General features: G+C 63.5%; 18 protein-coding genes. 8 read left to right on the top strand and 10 right to left on the bottom strand.

The genetic code is table 11. The annotated features are described in order from the left end of the window. Positions 1–1,263, bottom strand: a 1,263-nt coding sequence (locus VF515_17245; GenBank protein ID HEX7409378.1) for a histidine kinase dimerization/phospho-acceptor domain-containing protein, incomplete at its 3' end; no start/stop codon positions are given. Positions 1,264–2,090: 827 nt separating this feature from the next. Further along, positions 2,091–4,403: an OmcA/MtrC family decaheme c-type cytochrome gene (locus VF515_17240; GenBank protein ID HEX7409377.1), complete on the bottom strand. Its 2,313-nt coding sequence runs from the start codon at positions 4,401–4,403 to the stop codon at positions 2,091–2,093. A gap of 637 nt (positions 4,404–5,040) precedes the next feature. Here VF515_17240 and VF515_17235 point away from each other — a divergent pair. Beyond that, complete coding sequence (locus VF515_17235) at positions 5,041–5,844, top strand: hypothetical protein (GenBank protein HEX7409376.1); 804 nt, start codon at positions 5,041–5,043, stop codon at positions 5,842–5,844. A gap of 11 nt (positions 5,845–5,855) precedes the next feature. On the opposite strand, the gene VF515_17230 is transcribed toward VF515_17235, so the two are convergent. Next, complete coding sequence (locus VF515_17230) at positions 5,856–6,329, bottom strand: peroxiredoxin (protein HEX7409375.1); 474 nt, start codon at positions 6,327–6,329, stop codon at positions 5,856–5,858. A 204-nt stretch (positions 6,330–6,533) separates the two neighbouring features. Between VF515_17230 and VF515_17225 the strand changes: the two genes are divergently transcribed. The 6 genes from VF515_17225 to VF515_17200 all read left to right on the top strand — a co-directional run bounded on the left by VF515_17225 (position 6,534) and on the right by VF515_17200 (position 11,163). Next, entirely contained in the window at positions 6,534–7,316 is a 783-nt protein-coding gene (locus VF515_17225; protein HEX7409374.1) for a nitroreductase family protein, read from the top strand. A gap of 4 nt (positions 7,317–7,320) precedes the next feature. After that, complete coding sequence (locus VF515_17220) at positions 7,321–7,662, top strand: hypothetical protein (GenBank protein HEX7409373.1); 342 nt, start codon at positions 7,321–7,323, stop codon at positions 7,660–7,662. Positions 7,663–8,179: 517 nt separating this feature from the next. After that, the gene (locus VF515_17215; protein ID HEX7409372.1) at positions 8,180–8,611 is read left to right on the top strand and encodes a cytochrome c; all 432 of its coding nucleotides are present in this window, start codon (positions 8,180–8,182) and stop codon (positions 8,609–8,611) included. Positions 8,612–8,648: 37 nt separating this feature from the next. Further along, the gene (locus tag VF515_17210) at positions 8,649–9,035 is read left to right on the top strand and encodes a c-type cytochrome (GenBank protein ID HEX7409371.1); all 387 of its coding nucleotides are present in this window, start codon (positions 8,649–8,651) and stop codon (positions 9,033–9,035) included. Positions 9,036–9,343: 308 nt separating this feature from the next. Then, complete coding sequence (locus VF515_17205; GenBank protein HEX7409370.1) at positions 9,344–10,342, top strand: D-2-hydroxyacid dehydrogenase; 999 nt, start codon at positions 9,344–9,346, stop codon at positions 10,340–10,342. 17 nt (positions 10,343–10,359) lie between these two features. Beyond that, the gene (locus tag VF515_17200; protein HEX7409369.1) at positions 10,360–11,163 is read left to right on the top strand and encodes a crotonase/enoyl-CoA hydratase family protein; all 804 of its coding nucleotides are present in this window, start codon (positions 10,360–10,362) and stop codon (positions 11,161–11,163) included. On the opposite strand, the gene VF515_17195 is transcribed toward VF515_17200, so the two are convergent. From VF515_17195 to VF515_17185, 3 genes are read right to left on the bottom strand one after another with little or no spacing between them, the layout of a single operon-like run. Next, positions 11,147–11,587, bottom strand: coding sequence for an OB-fold domain-containing protein (locus tag VF515_17195; GenBank protein ID HEX7409368.1), 441 nt, complete (start codon positions 11,585–11,587; stop codon positions 11,147–11,149). The two genes, VF515_17200 and VF515_17195, sit on opposite strands and share 17 nt — an antisense overlap. A 10-nt stretch (positions 11,588–11,597) precedes the next feature. Then, on the bottom strand, positions 11,598–12,779 hold the full coding sequence (locus VF515_17190; protein ID HEX7409367.1) for a transporter: 1,182 nt from the start codon (positions 12,777–12,779) through the stop codon (positions 11,598–11,600). 4 nt (positions 12,780–12,783) lie between these two features. Beyond that, positions 12,784–13,890 (bottom strand): nitronate monooxygenase family protein, encoded by a 1,107-nt coding sequence (locus VF515_17185; protein ID HEX7409366.1) that lies wholly within the window; start codon positions 13,888–13,890, stop codon positions 12,784–12,786. Between the two features lie 246 nt (positions 13,891–14,136). Between VF515_17185 and VF515_17180 the strand changes: the two genes are divergently transcribed. Then, on the top strand, positions 14,137–14,661 hold the full coding sequence (locus VF515_17180; protein HEX7409365.1) for a ferritin family protein: 525 nt from the start codon (positions 14,137–14,139) through the stop codon (positions 14,659–14,661). Positions 14,662–14,868: 207 nt separating this feature from the next. Here the strand turns inward: VF515_17180 and VF515_17175 are convergent, their stop codons facing one another. The 4 genes from VF515_17175 to VF515_17160 form a co-directional block, all read right to left on the bottom strand. Continuing rightward, positions 14,869–15,648 carry a DUF4412 domain-containing protein gene (locus tag VF515_17175; GenBank protein ID HEX7409364.1) on the bottom strand — a complete coding sequence of 260 codons (780 nt, stop codon included), beginning with the start codon at positions 15,646–15,648 and terminating at the stop codon, positions 14,869–14,871. A 384-nt stretch (positions 15,649–16,032) separates the two neighbouring features. Next, positions 16,033–17,049 carry a hypothetical protein gene (locus VF515_17170; GenBank protein HEX7409363.1) on the bottom strand — a complete coding sequence of 339 codons (1,017 nt, stop codon included), beginning with the start codon at positions 17,047–17,049 and terminating at the stop codon, positions 16,033–16,035. Between the two features lie 72 nt (positions 17,050–17,121). Further along, positions 17,122–18,327 (bottom strand): acyl-CoA dehydrogenase family protein, encoded by a 1,206-nt coding sequence (locus tag VF515_17165; GenBank protein ID HEX7409362.1) that lies wholly within the window; start codon positions 18,325–18,327, stop codon positions 17,122–17,124. Between the two features lie 27 nt (positions 18,328–18,354). Further along, on the bottom strand, positions 18,355–18,591 hold a 237-nt coding region (locus tag VF515_17160; GenBank protein HEX7409361.1), incomplete at its 5' end, for a TolC family protein.

The raw sequence follows: 18,591 nt of genomic DNA, 5'->3' as shown, positions 1-18,591 counted from the left end.
GCGGATGCACACCTGTCCGCCGGCGGTGCTTGCCTGGATCGCGTTCAGAATGAGATTCATCAGGACCTGCTGTATTTGATGAGGATCCGCGTCCACCGTGGGAGCATCATCCCCAGAATGGACCGTTGGATCCAATTCCTTCACCACTCGGATGCCGGCCTTTGCCGCCTCACCTCCGACCAGTGAGAGGCTCCGCTCGATGATGTCATCGAGCTGGACCGTCTGGAACTGCGGCAAAGACGGCCGCGAGTAGTGCAGGATGTCCTCGACCGTCTTGTTCAGGCGGTCGATCAGCAGGCGCGTTTGGCGCACGATTTCTCGCCGCGGATCCTCGCCGGGGAAGTCGCGGCTCAGAACCGAGAGGGCACCGCTGATCCCGGTCAGCGGATTGCGTATTTCATGCGCGATGGCCGCCGCCATCTGGCCCAGCGTTGCGAGCCGATCCGCCCGGGCCATTTGCTCCTGGTGGTATCGCTCCAGTTCTTCCTGCGCCGTGTGCAGCTTGGAGATCATATCGTTGAAGTGTCCCGCCAATTGACCCAGCTCGTCACGGTTCGACACGGCCGCTCGCACGCTGAGGTCGCCGTGCGCCACCCGGACCATGACATCCACCAGGCGCTGGAGAGGCTGGTCAATGAGCAGCGTCAGGGCCAGCCAGACCCCGATGATGATCACCACCAAAGTAATCAGCGTCGCGACTAAGGCCGACCGCTCCAGGCTCGACACTTGGTGCGACATCTGGTCGAGGGAAAGGCTGAGTTGGAGAATGCCCAACACTTTCAGTTCGGGCGGATGGCAACGGAAACACGCCGGGCGATTGAACATCGGCTGCAACACGGTGTGGACAACGGCTCCCTTTTCACGGCTCATCGTCACCGGGTCAGCCATGCCGACATAACGATGCATCTCGTCATAACTCAGCCGGCTGCCCCGTTCCTCCGGATGGGAGGAAAAGTGGACGATACCATCGGTGTCGAAGATTCTCACTTGTTTGATGTCTTGGTGGCTAGCTACCTCCTCGATCAGCTTTTGGATCTGTTCCCGGTCACCGATAAGCATGGCGTCGGCAACCAGCACTCTGAGCAGCCCTTGTAGCGACCTCAGATGCTCCTCGGAGTCCCGCATGAGCTGCTGCTCCTGCATGCGGATAGCGCCCCAGGGCGCGATACCAACCGTCACGGCGAGTATGGCGACTACGACCAGAACGAGTTTAAGCTTGATACTACTTCGGACGGCAGCGGGTATACCGGTCGGGAATCGCATCGATGATCGCTTAAGGACGCAGAAACGCCCCGCCGTTCTCCTGTGGCTCGTACTTCGACGGGCAGCTGGCAAGGAGATTCTCTGCGATCAACCCATGCGGCGTTAGACGTCCCTCGACGATGACCTCCCGGGCCTTCGGCAAAAAGGTCAGGGACGATGCCATGGTAGAATACCGGTATCTGTCTCTCGTTATCGGTGAGCGTAAACGTGAGCCGAACCTCTTCCGGACTCTTGACGACGCTGCCTTCGCGAACTCTACCCTTCACCCGCACCTGGCCTATCCCTTCCGCACTCGCGGCCTCGGTTACGGTCAGGAAATAGGTGGCCGTCTCGCTGGTGCCCGAAACGATCAGGTAAGCGACCGCAAGTCCGATACACAACCCGCCCAGGGCAAACTTTATTCGCTTACGCATCAGCGCAATGGACTCGCTCTCTTCGGACGCGCGCTCGATGCCGCAAAACCCTTGTCGACGAACAATATTGGTGTGACATCACCGGAGGGGCTGCCGCGCCCGGTCCAGCACGCAGTTCATCCAGCTTCGCGCTCGTTTCCTGCTTGAACAATACACTATCCACAAGAATCGCACCAAACAGAAATGATGAAGTTCCGTATTAGTTTCCCCCGCGCCTTTCAAGGCTTTGAAGGCCGACCGATTTGGAGCCCAACGCACGAGCGCCTGGCCCACCGTGCGCAACGTTCATGAAAACGCCCCAAAAAAAAGGCGGACCCCGAAGGGTCCGCCCTGTGATGATCCAACTGTATCCTCGGGTTAAGCGCAACCCGCCTGCCAGGCAGCCACGCACCAACCCGCGCAGGCCTGCAACCGTTACTGTGTTGCGACCAGCCCAGGATGAATCGTCGCAACGTCCGCCAACCGGCCAGGGCCGTGGCAGAGCTTACAGGTCTCGACCGGTGCGTTTGACGCCACCGCATCGGAGCGCGTCAGGTCGAGGAAACCGCCGTTCTGCCCGAAGTGAGCTGCATCGAGGTTGCCGTCGTGGCAGAAGTAGCAGGCCGAGGCTGTCGGGCTGTTCACCCAGTCGGTGACGTTCGGCACGCTGGTACGGGCCGCAACCACAGCCGCTGTCGTCGGGTCGTTTCCATCCGCAACCGAGGTGGTGCGGTCGGTGGTCAGCAGCACGCCAGAGGGCAGATCGGCATCAAAGGTACCCGGCTTGTGGCAGGTCAGACAGTTGCTCGGGATGCCGGGGAAGGTCACCTCGCTCCAGTTGTAGTAGAAGACCCCACTCGTTCCCCGGTCGCGGACAAACTCGTACGGGAAGGTCCGCACGCCGGCCGAATGGATACCGTGGACCAGTTCTTTAAAGTTGAGGGTGGCCTCGGGCCAGGTCAGGGGCTTAGTGGGATCGTAGCCATTATCAGTAAGGAGTTGCTTATTTGCGGCGTCGACGTTGGCGGGATCGGCGCCGCGGCCGCTGCTGCTCAGATTGGGATTGTGGCAGATGACGCACACCTGCACCTCGTTGACCCGGTTGCCGCCGTGCAAGCTCAGGATCTCGTGGCAGGCGAGGCACTTGTCCTTGTCCACCACTACGCGCCGCTGTGCTTCCGTGTTCACGCACGTATTGCCGGTGCCGCAGTCCGCATTGACGGTGCAGGAGATGGAGCTATTGTTCGAGCACTTGAGAACGCTCACGCCCGCGACAACCGAGAGGGTGTGGCGGGGCGTGTCCGCCAGGATCGAACCACCCTTCACCTGGGTGAAGTACCCCTGCAGGGAAACCGCACGCATGGTCGCACCGGCCGGGAAGGGCGCAGTGGTGAGGATAGCGGTGTAGCTAGCGGCCGTACCCGTCAGGCTGGCAGCCAAGCTCGCGAGGGTTACGCTGAAGGGCTGGGCGGCGCTGCGGTTTAGGTTGTTGTAGTCGACGGGAGTAGTGATTGGGCCCTGAGGCAGGGTGTAGCCAACCAGGAAGCTCGGCCCACCACTGAAGCCCGCAGGAGGATAGGTGGAGAGATCCAGTGGCGTGCCATCCTTGTTGATGTGGAAGGTGACAACGGCTTGGTTGCTCCCGTTCACCGTGACGCTATCGATGAAGTAGTCGATCTTGGCCAGCCCGGCAGGGATGTCAGGGTTCGCCGCGGTGGCATCGGTCGGCATGTGGTACTTCTTAACCGGCCAACCCGTCGCGCTTGACGCCGGATGGCATCCCGCGCAAAGCACGTTGTTTGCTTGCGCGCCGAAGGCGTGGTTGGTGCCCGCAGCAAAATCCACTTCGTGGCAAGAGCCGCAAGCCGTCATCGTGGGGCGCGTGTTCCAGTGGTCGCTATCCGCAGCCGCGGAATCGTGGCACTTGGCACAGTCGATCGGAGCCCCTAGCGCCTTGCTCGGCCCCCCCAAGGCCGTGATGGTAGAACTATCGGTGCCTTTCTGGCCGGGGTAGGTAATCTTAGTGACGCCCGAGAGGAGGTCAACCAGGTTCGGGTCGTTCTTAGCAGCGTGGATCTTGTGAATAAATGGAGCCAATTCGGCCACGCCGTTGGTCCCCAGCGTCGTGGTATGGCAGACCGTGCAGGCCTCGACGAGATAACGGCTGCCACCATGGAAACTGGCGGCGCCCAACGGGCTTCCCAACTTGCCATGACACCCGTTGCAGGCATCGGTCGTAACGATGTTGCGGGTGGTGGCGAAGGTGAACGGGCCGGGGAGTTGCGCCGGCACAAAATCATAGATGACGTTCTTCGGCTCCGTTAGCTGCGGTACGACAGTAGTGGCAGACACCAGCAACAGCAGCCTGTGCGTCCAGGCAGCGTTGTACTTCGCGTACAGGTCAGTCTTGAATTTGTAGGTATAGGTACCGTCGTGATTGTCGGTCAGGTTTGCAGGAGTGCGGTCACCCGTGGTGTAGTTTACCCAGATGTCGGCATCACCACTATTAGCAGCAGCGGGCTGCAGCTCGGCTAGAGCGAACCGCATGTAGGCCAACTGGGTAGCGTTAGTAGCGGAGGCGTCAGCGAGTTGGGGAATGTAACTGCCGTTCGCATCCGTGACCGTAAAATTCACGGTCAACGTCGCAGTCTTCGCGACATCGTCAACGGCAATCGAGATGCTGTTCGTGGTCGCCAGGGGCGTCCCGGTGGTTGGCGCAGGGCCGCTCGGTCCAGTGGGTCCCGTCACGCCGGTGGGTCCCGACGGCCCAGTGGCTCCCGTCGGTCCAGAGGGTCCCGACGGCCCAGTGGCTCCCGTCGGTCCAGAGGGTCCTGACGGCCCAGTCGCTCCCGTCGGTCCGCTGGGTCCCGACGGCCCAGTGGGTCCCGTCGGTCCGGAGGGTCCCGATGGCCCAGTGGGTCCCGTCACTCCAGTCGGCCCCGCCGTTCCAGTCGGTCCCTGAACCCCTTGCGCGCCGTTGCTACCGTCATCGCCACTACAACCGACCAGTGTCAGTGTTGCCGCGAACAATCCCACGGTCATCAACCGGCTCAGCTTAGACCAACTTGCCATCGGAACTCCCCCCTTGGTTTTCCTGTTTCGATCCTGCGTGCACCGTCGTCCGGTACAGACCTAACAAGCACGGCAACACTCACAAGAATCGGGCCAAGATAGATTGCTTCTGAACGTTGCCAAGGTTCGACTCGCTTCTCACGGCCGAGAAAAACCGCGCCTGGATCTCGAACTTGCTTTCTCAGGTCTAATAATCCGGAGCCCGGAAAGACCCGGAGTTTTTCCTTGTCATTGCCGCAACCACGCGCGCCGGGATCGCGGGACCACAAATGGCGCCGTCAACCCCAGCGCTTTCCCAAGTTTGACGATGCCGATGGCCGGTGGTATCCCGCCCCAAGAAACGCATGAGGATCGTCAAAAGGGGGAAACACATCACTGCCCTGATCCGGGCAGTGGCATCACGCCTGATGGGTTTATCAACCTGGCGATCTACGGGCCGAATCTGCAAACCATATCTGGGCCAGTGGTCATCCCCACCCTGCCGAACGGGCAACTGCTCACAATAGACCTGCAGATTGGCCCCAGCGCGAGCGGGGCCATACCTCTGCACCTGCTCAACGCCTCAACGGACAGTCCGCATCCCAAATCGACAGCATTGCTCTCAATCGGGGATCGTCTGCAGAACGACCAGACCTGCGTTCCAATCCCGGAGACGCCGCCATGCGGTGCACCGGACGCCGTCAGTCAGGTTGCAGCGATTGATGGAAGCGTCGTCGTAACCAGCACGGACACACCCACGGTACCACCGACCGTGACGCCAACTGAAACCCCTACCATTACGGCAACCGCAAGCTCGACCCCGGTCCCAACAGCGACTCTGCCGCCGACTCAGGCCCCGACCGACACCTCGATCGCGACACCGGTGCATACGCCCACCCTGACGGCGACTCCGGTCTCCAGCCCGACGGCCGTGCTACCGGCGCCGTGCGTCGGCGATTGCAACGTCGACCGGGTCGTGACCGTGAACGAGGTTCTGACCATGGTCAATATCGCCTTGGGCAACACCCTTCCATCAGAATGCGCAGCGGGCGACGCAAACGGGGATCACCAGGTCACGGTTGATGAAATCCTCACGGCCTTGGCCAACGCACTCAACGGCTGCGGGGCGGCCCCCTAGATTGCCGGTGTTCACGCCGGTGACGCGGGTGTCTGCAGCCGCTTCAAGGTCTCAACGGCTTCATCGATGTGGCGACTGATGCTCAACTCGGTCTTGATGACCTGCTGCACGACCCCGCGTTTGTCGATGACGAAGGTGACACGCCTGGTAGGCAACCAGCCGCCGAGCCGAGACACACCGTAAGCCGTCGCGATCTTGGCGTCGAGGTCGCTGACGAGCGGATACGGGAGGTTATGCGCTGCGGCAAAGGCCGCGTGCTTCTCGGCAGAGTCTAGGCTTACGCCGACAACTTCGGCGTCCAAGCGTGCCACCTCCGCCCGTCGATCGCGGAAGCCGCATGCCTCGCGCGTGCAGCCCGGTGTAAAGTCCCTGGGAAAGAAGTACAGAATGACGTGGCGCCGTCCGCGAAAATCGCGGAGGCGCAGCTGGCGCCCATCGGCGAGCGTTCCATGAAAATCTGGGGCCTGGTCGCCAGGAGAGAGCATTTCGCCTCACCTCGTCCCAAAAGCGATACAATCGTTGTGTTGAGTCTGGCAGAAAGCGGAGTGCGCGTAAAGCTGGGGTAGAAACCGCTGGGGTAGAAACCGCCAGGCGTTGCAGCAATTCCTTCGTTGACTTCGCGGGCTCCCCTGTGCCAACGATCCGATCGTACGGCTACTCCACCTTTCGGAAGATAAGGAGGAAGACCCATGGATTTCACAGAGGTGCTGGGCAACCGGCGGTCGATCCGCTTCTTCGATCCGGATCGGCCGGTCGAACGGAAAAAGGTCCAGAAAATTCTAGAGGCCATGCGGATCGGGTCCTGTGCCATGAACGCCCAGTGGTTGCGGGCGATCGTGGTCTACCGGGACGAGTTGCCGACCGACACCTTTGAGAAGCTCAAAGTGCCGGTGGCAGGCGTCATCATGGAATTGGCGCCGGTCCACATCTATTGCTACGGGGATCTCTCGGTGATCCCGAAGGATCGGGGTGCCCGTCCGAAACAGCTCATCGATATCGGTGCGTTGGCCCCGAGCCATGGGTGGACCCACCGCTTCGTCGACGAGTTCGTCTGGCCGCAGCTGCTCGAGCCCTTGAGCAAGAGCCCAGCGTATCCGGTCGCCATGGCCTTCGACAACGGCGGCTGTGCTACACAGGGACTCCTGATGGCGTTCAACGAGGGCCTCGGGGCTTGCTGGACGGCTTTCAATACGGAAGCAGCCAAGGAGATCTTCGGCGTACCGGACGACTGGGTCCCACACTACGTGTTGAATGTGGGGTACCCGCTGGAGTCGCGCGAGGCCGGAGGCCAGCGGCCGCGGCCACCGTTCGAGGAACTCTACTTCGAGGGCCGGGTTGGCAATCCCTTTCGGCGAGACGAGGCGGTCGTAGAGGAACTCAAGAAGGCGAAGATGCTACAAACGCCGGCGCCATTGCCCGGCCGTAAGGAGGAACTGCGCCAACTGGCTCGCAAGCTGGGGCTGCCGGAGTAGCGCGGTGAGTCTGCCGAAACCGATCGAAAGCTACGAGACCGTTGTCGCCTGGGCCGAGGGGCTCAGGCGACAGTGGGGCGGCGACCCCTTCGCCGAGGAGCCGGCGAAGCTGCAGTCCATGGAGGCTTTCTGCCAGTTCATCGATAAAGATCCCGACCAGCTCGTGGCCTTTTGTTTCCTCCGCCGCAAAGCCACCGGCGAGCGTTTTGGCAGCAAGCAGCGCCGGGAAGAGGTCTTGCAGAAGCTGAAGGAGTTCGAGGCCGTGTCAGGCTGGCGCGGGATCGAAGCCCGCCGGCGGCGCAGCCATGTCACCTCCTTCCTTTCTCACAACGGGCTGTTGATCTAGCCCGCCGCAAAGCGGCAGGCACAAGGGCTCGGCCAGTGCTTCGAGTGCCTGCGGAACGTCCTCATCGCGTCGGGCAAGGATGAGGATGGCGCAGTCCGGCGGCACTTGTGAAGCGGCCGCACACGACCACAGCGTACCACGGCTGCTGCATGTCAGGCACAACCTCGCCGAAGCGGCGCCAGCTCTCCCGAAGAAGTTGTCTCCTCGAAGTTGGGCTTCTAAGCATTTGCAGAAAGGCCCGTCGGAGGCTGGGTGGTGGAAGCCATCATTTGCCATCTTATCAGTCCCACAGGGCACGGCGCACCCGAGACTCTCGAAGATTCTGACCCGTGCGGCTGCGCCTTTTCAGTCTTCGGAAGCCGGCCTCTCCAAATGCCCAGCACCGAGCACACACTTAGGCGGCCGGTCTCGGCATGGGACCTGCAGAAGGGCTCTTGAGCGGCGCGGACTGTCTAGGTCAGGCCCCACTGCTGTCGCAGTGGTTAATGGAATCCGTTCCGGCAGGAAGGAGGATGACATGACGCTCAAGAACACGGTGCTCCACCGGGTATCCTTCGGTCCGATCGCGGCCGTAGCGCTCTTCCTTTGTCTCCCGACACGGGGGGCGGCCACCGAGCCCGAGAGCCCCGACAAGGCGACATACACGCGCTACTGCAGTTCGTGCCACGGTTACGACGGCAAGGGGAAAGGTCCAGTTGCAAATGTCCTGACGACCAAGCCGACGGACCTGACAGAGATCGCGAAGAAAGCAGGCGGGGATTTCCCCATGATGAAGGTCATTCAATCCATTGATGGCTCCGTACTGGTTCGGGGCCACGGGGAGACTGACATGCCGGTATGGGGCGAGCGCTTTCGTGCTGAGTCAGCAGCACCATCGAGCCGTCAGGCGGAAGCTCGAGGGCGAATTCTCCTCATTGCAGAGTACCTCCGCTCGATCCAAGAGAAGTAGTGGAGGGTCGTCGTGAAGCCAGAAGGGGAGTTTTCAGATGAACGCAAAACGTTTCCTCACAGCTGTTCTTGTGCTACTTGCCGCAGGCCTCATCGGTTCCGCCACCGCGCGTGCCGACACCACTGCCGGCGAGGCGGTCTTCAAGAGTCGGTGTGCCAACTGCCACACCTTAACGGGAGGACTGTCCACTATTGCTCCGGACTTGACCGGCGTCGTCGGCCGGAAGGCAGGCTCACTCAAGGGCTATCAATACTCGGCAGCGTTGCGTAACTCCGACATTGTCTGGACGCCCGAGAAGCTCGAGCAGTGGCTGAGTTCGCCGCACGGGGTCGCCGTGGAAACGGAGATGGCCTTCACCGGGCTCAAGGGCGAGAAGGAACGCGAGGATCTCATCGGGTTTCTCAAGCAACACGTCGCCAAGTGAGCGGGCGCGGGGTCGCCTTTGCACGCCGAGATCAGCGCGGCAAACACCTACGAGTTCCCAGCGCACCTACAGAATGGCCTGCAGCAGGTCAGTGCTGGACCTGGGGTGCGATCTTCGGCCCCCCGCCCATCAAGGGCAGCGTAAATCCCGCTGATCCTCACCATCTCAAGGGCAGTGCGGCCGGGAGCTGTGGGGCGGGACAAAGCCGTAACGTCGCCTGGAACCTGACCTAAACCCCGTGATAGCCCTTTCCGGGAGAGTTCCGAGCGCCCGGGTGTTATGTTGGCCAGCGAAGGAGTGGGCTCACGATGAAGGTAGTGGCGTTCTTTCATCTGAAGGAAGTCCGGTGGGCGTTACCCGAAGACGACCGGCTACGCCTCGAGCGCCGTCTTCCGGGGGTCCACATCACGTCGATTGACGACCCGGCCGACCTCCCGGCAGCGTTGGCCGATGCCGAGGTGTTCGCCGGTTGGCAGTTTCCCCGTGAGCACTTCGAGGCAGCGAAGCGACTGCGTTGGATTCACTCGGCGTCAGCGGGCGTCGAGGCCAATCTCTTTCCCGAGCTGATCGCCAGCAATGTCATCCTGACCAATTCCACCGGGCTCCACGCGGTGTCGATTCCGGAGCACGTCCTCGGTCAGATGCTCGTGCTGGCACGTAACTTTCACGAGGCCGTGCGCTTACAGCAGCGCGCCGAGTGGAATCGCTTCCAGCTCATCAGCTTCGCCGGGGGTGTGCGCGAGCTACATGGCGGCAACCTCGCGATTCTCGGAGCCGGGGCGATCGGCCGTAGCCTGGCGTGCCTGGCCACCGGGTTCGCGATGCATGTGCGGGTGATGCGTCGGGATGCGAAGCGTCCGGTGCCGGGCGCCGAGGCGGTGGTTGCACCGACGGCGCTGCACGAGCTGCTGGCATGGGCCGATTGGGTCGTGTGTGCCCTGCCGATGACCGCGGAGACCCGCGGCCTCATTGATGCGGCCGCACTGCGAGCGATGCGCTCGAGCGCCTTCCTTATCAACGTCGGCCGCGGCGAAAGCATTGACGACGATGCCTTGGTGGAAGCGCTGCGTACCGGCGGGATCGCTGGCGCGGGGCTCGACGTATTCAGCGAGGAACCGCTGCCGGCGAACCATCCGTTCTGGTCGTTACCGAATCTCGTGCTCACGCCGCACATCTCCGGCTATACGGCGCAATACTTTCAGAAGGTGGTGGCCCTTTTCGAGGACAACCTCGATCGGTTCCTCGGCGCACGCCGATTGCGCAACGTGGTCGACAAGCAGCTCGGCTACGTCCGCCAGGAAGAGTAGCAGTGGAAGGAGGATCTATGTCCAAGCGTGTCATCGTCTCCATGCAGAACGGCATCGCGGATGTCCGTTTGAATCGGCCCGAAAAGCTCAACGCGCTCGACTCGGCGATGTTCGAAGGGCTGGTGGAGACCGGCAGCGCGCTCGCTGCCGACCGGTCGTTGCGTGCGGTGGTGCTTTCCGGTGAGGGCCGGGCCTTCTGTGCCGGCCTCGATTTTGCCAGCTTCATGCAAATGGCCGATAGCGATCGGCCATCGCGCAACCTGCTCGACCGCCCGGCGGGGAGCGTAGCGAACTACGCGCAACGGGCGGCGTACGTGTGGACCGAGCTGGCGGTGCCGGTGATCGCCGCGGTGCATGGTGCGACATACGGCGGAGGACTGCAGATCGCCCTGGCCGCCGATATCCGCTTCGCGGCGCCCGATGCGCAGTTGTCGGTGATGGAAATCAAGTGGGGCCTGATCCCCGACATGAGCGGGAGCCAGACCCTGCGCCATCTCGTCCGCCTCGACGTGGCGAAGGAACTCACCTTCACCGGTCGGGTCGTCTCCGGCTCCGAAGCCGCGGGCCTCGGGCTGGTGACGCACGTCAGCAGCAACCCGCGCGAGGATGCGTTGACACTGGCGCGCGAGATCGCCAGCAAGTCCCCCGACGCCATCCGCGCAGGCAAGCGACTGCTCAACGATGCCGGTCTGGTCAGCCTCGCCGACGGTCTGCGCCTGGAGGAAGCGCTCCAGCTCACACTGATCGGTAAGCCGAACCAGATCGAAGCCGTGCAGGCAAACCTGCAGCGTCGGCCGCCGCAGTTCAGAGATCCAAAGTAGCGCGCCGGTGGGCCGGCACGAACCAGTGCAGCCCGAGCGTGTCCGACACCCTGTGGAACCGGACCTCGACCGGCAAATCCAGTTCGATCGCCGCGGGATCGATGCCGCGCAGCGCTGAGACCAGACGCAACCCCTCCTCCAGCTCGACCACCACGACAGCGTAGGGCAGATCCTCCGCGAACATGGGCAGCAGCGCCTGGTGCGTGACGGTCCAGGTGTAGACCTTGCCGCGCCCGGAGGATGCCGTCCATTGCCACGCCTCGGCTCCGCAGCGCGGGCACAAGATCCGTGGCGGGTGGCGCCAAGTGGCGCACGCATTGCAGCGCTGGAAGCGTAGCTCTCCACGCGCACAGAAGGCGTAGAACTCGGCGTTCAAGCCTTCGGGGTTCGGGGTGAACCGCGCAACGAACAGTTCATCACTCATGGTTTTCTCCTCAGCGTCCCAGGACGACGAGACTGCCGTCGCCGAAGTCGCCCCAGCCGGTGACCAGACCGAGACGCGCCCCGGGCACTTGCGCCGCGCCTGCCTCGCCACGGAGCTGGCGTGTGGCTTCGACGATGTGGTTCATGCCCCACATGTGGCCTTGCGAGAGCAACCCGCCGTGGGTGTTCAACGGGTAACGTCCACCCAGCTCGATGCGGCCGTCGCGGACAAAGGCGCCCGACTCACCGGGGCCGCACATGCCAAGCGCCTCGAGCTGCAGCAGCACGACATAGGTGAAGCAGTCGTACACCTCGAGAAAATCGACATCCGTTGGTTTGATTCCCGCCATGCCCAGAGCCCGCGGCGCGGCGGAGGTCAATCCGATGCGGAACATGTCCGGCCGACTCGGAATGTCGTCGGCCGGATACGGGTGGCCTTCCGCCGCACCGAGGATCCGGGCCGGAACGTGCCGCAGATCGCGGGCCCGCTCCGCCGTCGTCACCACCAACGCCGCGGCGCAATCGGTTTCGAGCGAGCAGTCGTAGAGGCGGAAAGGTTCGGAGACTTTGCGCGCCGCCAGGTAGTCCTGCATCGACAGCGGCCGGCCACGCATCAGCGCCTTGGGGTTCAGCTGGGCATGCTTGCGGCAGGCAACCGCAACCGCGCCGGTGTCCTCGTCGCGGATGCCGAACGTCTTCTTGTGGCGCATGCAGATCCAGGCGTACATCTGCACCGGGAGCATCACGCCGTACGGCATGTAGAAATCGGTGACGGTGTCGGCGAGGGTGGTTGGCGCAAAGGTCAGCTTCGGGGTGCGCGCACCGGGCTTGGGCCGGAAGGCCGAGTAGCCGTTCCACCCAACGACCACCAGGACGTGGGTGGCCAGCCCGTTCGCCACGGCCATCGCCGCGCTCTGCAGCGACGCCACGGGGCTGGCGCCGCCCATGTGGACGGTGACCGCGAAATGCAGATCCTCGATCCCGAGGTTGGCTGCCAGTTCCTCCGTGGTGGTGAAGCCCGAAGGCGGAATCAGACCATCGATGTCATGCATCGACAGACCGGCATCGGCCACCGCCGCCCGCGCCGCATCGAGCATCAGCTCCACCGGCAGGCGGTCGGAACCACGCACGTAATCCGTCTCGGCGACTCCAACGATCGCCGTTTGACCGCAGAAGTTTGGCTTGCGTTCCATAGGCTCAGGCGTCCTTGCCGGTATCGGCGACGGCGAGGCCAGCGTCGAGCCGCCCGACCGTCGCGACGTACTCGTCAACCATCTCGTGAATCACATCGCGCACCCGGCGTACCTGGTTGAGACGGCCAACAACCTGACCCACCGGGGCGAACATCAAATGCTCCTTGTGGGCATGGAAGAACCGGCTCATGGCCGGCGCGATGAGGATGTTCTGCAACGGCATCGCCAGCGTGCCGGGCGAATCCGGCGCCTCCCAGGCATCGGTCCACGGCGTGCGCAGCATGCGGGCGGGCTTCCCGCTGAACGAGCGGGTACGCACGGTGTCGCTCGAGGTGGCCTTCAGGTAGCTGTTCATCACCTCAGGCGGCGCATCACTCTCGGCGGTCGTGAGCCACACCGAACCGGTCCACACGCCGTCAGCCCCCAGTGCGATCGCAGCGGCAATCTGACGTCCGCTGGCGATGCCGCCGGCGGCCAGCACGTGCGCCTTCGACCCGACCGCATCGACCACCTCGGGTACAAGCACCATCGTCGCGATGTCGCCGGTGTGGCCGCCGGCCTCGGTGCCCTGGGCGACGACGATGTCGACGCCGTTCGCCACGTGCCCCTGCGCGTGCTTGACCTTCCCGGCCAAGGCGGCCACACGAATGCCCTGTTGGTGCGCCCGCTCGATGACATCGGGAGGTGGCGAGCCCAGCGCGTTGGCAATCAGCTTGATCGGGTGCGCCAAGGCGATCTCGACCTGTTGGCGGGCGATCTCGGCCGTCCAGCCCAGTACTCCACCGAACTCGGCCTCACCCTCGGGCAGCGCAGGCAGCTCAAACCGCTGGATCAGTTCTTCAACGAAGCGCCGGTGCCGTTCCGGGATCATCGCTCGGATCTGCTCGTACATCTGTTGCGGATCGCCCGTGGGGGTATCTTCGGCGACGGCCGGCATGATGAAATCCACGCCGTAAGGCTTGCCGTCCACATGCGCGTCGATCCAGCTGAGCTCGATCTCGAGCTGCTCGGCGCTGTAGCCGACCGCGCCGAGCACGCCGAGACCGCCGGCGCGGCTCACCGCCGCCACGACGTCGCGGCAATGGGTAAAGGCAAAGATCGGGTACTCCATCCTGAATAAGTCGCAAATGCGCGTTCTCATGATCGCCCTCGTTCGCTTTCACACGCCATGACACTCGAATGACGGTCCGCTTGCAAACAGGCCGCCGCTTGGCGATAGATGACCCGCTGGTCTCTGGTAGGCGGCCCGCGGCTGCGCGCCACGATCAGGAAGAAACACCAGGAGACAGGAACGCATGACCGACCTCGTTGCGGGGCGCCTTCATCTCGCACGATACTTTTCGCAAAGGAGCCATCGATGACCACGCAAGGTGTCGACTTCACCAAGCTGTCGCTTCAGGACGCACTCGATCTCGCCATTCTCATCGAGGAGCAAGCCCAGGAACGGTACGAAGAGTTCACCCGCCAGATGGAACTCCATCACACGCCCGAAGCCGCCGCATTCTTCCGGCACATGGCGGAGAACGAAGCCCAGCATGCCACGCAGCTGAGCGAGCGCCGCACGCGCATGTTTGCCAACGCGCCGCGCAAGGTCACGGCGGCCATGCTGTGGGATGTCGAAGCGCCGGAGTACGACGAGGCCCGCGCCTTCATGACGCCGCGGCAGGCCATGGAGACCGCGCTGCGTTCCGAGGAGAAAGCACACGCGTTCTTTGTCGCCGCCCTGCCGCGCATCACTGATCCGCAGGTCAAGGCGCTCTTCGAGGAGCTGCGTGACGAGGAAGTGATTCATCAAAACTTGGTGAAGAACGAGCTGGCCAAACTCCCCCCAGGCCCCGACGTCGATCCCGACGACTATTCCGACGAGCCAGTCGCTCAATAGAGTCTCGCGGCCCGGCAACCGTCCGAGGACTCCTCCGCGCCCACGGCTACAAACGAGTACAAGCGATTCGTCCAGTAATCTCCAAGACCTTTCCCTTGCCCGAGGCGACCGCGGGGCTCGACGAGATCAACTCACGCCGGAGTGTCGGCAAGGTGCTGCTGATCCCGTAACCGGTTCAGGACCCCACGACTTCTCCGGCCCCGTGCCTCAGTGCGCCGGCGCCCCCTTGGGGGCGTGCATTCGACTGAGCGGCGAGTCGACCTTCTTGAAACCGTCAGGCACTGTCAGCACGCCCGCCGGGGGAGCTTTCTCACTGACCTCCACCACCTCCGTGGTGGTGCTGAACGTCTGCGCGCCCGCTCCACTGCGGAACGAGGTACGCAGCGGCACACCGGGGATCTGTGCAATGGCCTGCGCCACGTTCGCTCCTGGCGCGGCGACGCCCATCATCTTACTGAACGCCTCGGTGGCCTTGGCGCCACCCGGCGGTTGCAGGGCTTCGGTTGCCCAGATGGAACCGGCCATGGGCCCGGCCTCAAAGGTGTACTCCTTGGCCTCGTAGCCGGCAATCTTCTCGCTCTTCCCGGTCGGCTTGACCGACACGGCCGCCTCGGCCGTAGACGGCATACCCATCTTCCCCATCATCGCACGCGCCTCCGGTGGCATCTTTTCGCGCTGCTTCTCCATTTGCGCTTTCATCTGGTCAGCCTGCTGTCGCGTCTCCGCGAACGTTTGCGTGAAGTAGGTTTGCTGCCGCTTGTCGACCATCGTCGTCGTCTCGGCATCCAGATCGAAGATCACGCGGTTACTGGGTCCGTCAGTCACGATCCGGTGGCCGACCCAGTACTGGGTCGACTCATGCGTGCCAGCAACCACGCCGCCTGTCGTCACCCGCTGGCGAAGCGTCAGGTCCTTCGCTTCGACCCCCACGGGCGAGATCGCCAACAACGAGAAAGCCACCAATGCCAACAATGTGCGTACGCGCATGCTTTGCGTCTACTTCACCGGCAACGGTCAATCAAGCTGCCCGTAGCGGAGCATTTTGAATTGCAGGGCCGAACGCAGTCAGCGCATGGAACCGGCAAATGAGCGAGATGGACGGCATGGGAGCAGCGCCCGGAGTGGGTTTCTGACGCTGATCGTCGTCGCCATGGCGATCGTCGGAACTGAGAGTACTGACGTAGGCAGCACCTTCGCACAACAGCCCGGTCTGGTCCTCTGGGCGTGGGAACGGCGTGAGGATCTCCACTTCATCGACCCGGCACGGGTCAGCGGCGCCGGTACGCAAAGAGCCCATGGGATGCGAAGACACCGTACTGGTTTCGGTAACAGGGAGATCCTGAAGGAGTTGGCGTCCCGCCGACGGCGGCATCACTTGCCGATCTTGAGCAGCGCCCCACCCGGCAGTAGTGCGTGAGCGGTCGCTGCGGTGGTCGTGCTCCAGTATACGCTGGTATCATCCGTGACGGGGTTGCACGGCTTGTAGAGTTCCTTCGCCAGTATTGCTGGCGTGCCGTCGCCACGCGGCACCCGGATGATTTCTCCGGCATATGATCCGGGGTCACAGCACGCCGTCACGTAGAGGTCCGATGCATCGACCGCGATGGCGTTCGCGCAGGCGTCGTACACTCCCACGTCTTCAAGCAACACCGCCGGTGCGCCGCCCACCTTGCGGACGCGCATCAGGCGCTTGTCGTAAGTGACCCAGTAGAGAGACGTGGCGTCGGCAGTGAGGCTGCGCGGGCCGCGCTGCCGGTCTGCCAGTTGCGTCATCGCTCCGTCCGTCTTCGAGATCCGACTGATCGTCTCTGCCCGGTAGTCGGCGATGTACACCGCCTGCGCGTCGGCGACTATCGCGAAGGCCCACTGGCTCGATGCCAGCTTGATCGGTGTTCCGCCCGTTTTCGGGACATGCATGACGGCGGACCACGTCGTAAAGTACACGTCCTCTTGGTCCACCGCGACGCCCGTGATCTCTCCTTCGACCCGTGCAAGCTCGGCCGGCTGCCCGCCGTCCTTCGCCACTCTCGTGATGGCCCCGATGCGGTCGCCGGCGCGAAGCTGAGGAAGATCCTCAGCCCAGTAGGCGTGCCCTTCGTCAAGCTGGAGCTGTCGCGGCTCACTGCGCGTCGAGGCGAGCACCTGTGCCGCACCGCCCATCTTCGGAATGCGGTTGAACGTCCGCTGATCGTAGTTGAGCCAGTACAGGAAACTGTCGTCAACGGCAGTGGCACCCGGAAAGGGCAGCGCGGTCTCGCCCGTGAGAGTAACCGGCTCGCGCAGCATCTCCGTGAGTCCCGGGACGTGAGGGCCACCCGCCCAACATCCATCGCGACGGCTGCAGGACAGGAAGCTCAAGAACCCCAGGACAACGACTGATCGCCTCATCGTTGCACGCGTTTGGGTGCTCGAGGCGATTCTGGCAACTGGGGGCAACGGAGACTCGATAGATGGGAAAGTTCAGCTGCCCTCGTGCAGGATCTCGCGCGCGATGGTCAGGATCTGCATCTCGGTGGTGCCGCCACCGAGCTCGATGAGCTTGGCATCACGCGCCAGCCGCTCGACGACGTACTCCTCCATGTAGCCGTTGCCGGCGAGAATGTGGATGGCCTCGAAGGCGACGAACGTCCCCATCTCCGCGCAATAGAGCTTGCCGGCGCACACGTCCGCCACCGACTCCTTCAGCGCGCGCCCGGCGATGTAGTCGGCGTAGACGACGCGGCGGCAGTTGGATAGGGCGACGTACATGCGCGCCAGCCGGTTTTGGATGAGCTGGTAGTTCGCGATCGGCTGGCCGAACTGCTGGCGTGTCCGGGCGTAGTCGCGGGCGATCTCGAAGCAGCGCTCGGCAATGGCGTAGGAGACCACCGACAGGCCGCCGCGCTCGACCGCCAGGCTTGCCTTCACGTGGTCGCGCTGGCGCACGCCGCCGCCGAGCAGCTGATCGGCGGGGACGCGTACGTCGTCGAGAAAGACCTCCCCCGTGGGCGAGCCGCGCATGCCCATCTTCTTCATCGCCGGCCCGGTCGAAAGCCCAGCCGTGCCGCGCTCGACGATGAAGGGCTGGATCGAGCCGTCGAGATCACCGCCCAGGACGCGCGCGTAGACGAGAAAGATATCGGCGTACGGCGCGTTGGTGATGAAGGTCTTGCTGCCGTGCAGCACGTAGGTATCGCCGTCCCGCCGCGCCGTGGTCTTCATCCCGCGCAGTGCGTCACTGCCAGCGCCCGGCTCGGTGAGGCACCAGCAGCCGACGCGCTCGCTGCGGAGCACGGGGAGAGCGAAGCGCTCGATCTGCTCCGGGGTGCCCTTGCCGACGACATTGCCGCCGAACAGTCCCACGCTGGCACCGTAACTCAGGGCGAAGGAGGGACTGACGCGCGACATCTCGACCGTGAAGGTGGTGCGCGCGTAGCGGGCGGTGTTCCCGCCCAGGCCCGTGCCAGCGGCGTCGCTACGCGGCCCGCTACCGGACTCGTCGCGGACGCGCGCTTGCGGCAGCACGGCCTCGAGGCCGAGCGTACGATGCATGTCGCGCATCAGATCGTAGGGGAGCACCTCCAAGCGCTCCATCTTGGGAACGTGCGGCTCGATTTCACGGGTGAAGTAGCCCCGAAACGTGTCGCGCAGCATGCGCTCCGTTTCGGTCAGTTCGCGTTCCATCATCCTCCGCAATTGGCGGACAGAGTCCCGCTAAAAGCGCGCCCACCACGGGGCGGCTTCCGGCGAGACGCGTTCGATCATGACATTGCGGGCACTCAGCAAGCTGCCTTCGACGCGCCGCATCTCGGCCAGGTCACTGTTGTAGGTCGTCAACGCCAGCACCTCGGCGCCGCGCGCTTGCGTCAGCTGATCCTGGAAGTCGAGCAGATCCTTGGTCGTCACCAAGCCCACGTCATAGCGCGCCTGCTGATTGCGCACGTTTTCTTC

Source organism: Candidatus Binatia bacterium (assembly GCA_036382395.1).
Classification (GTDB): domain Bacteria; phylum Desulfobacterota; class Binatia; order HRBIN30; family HRBIN30; genus JAGDMS01.
The sequence above is the reverse complement of the archived record's forward strand: the minus strand, read 5'-3'. Positions and strand labels throughout refer to the sequence as shown.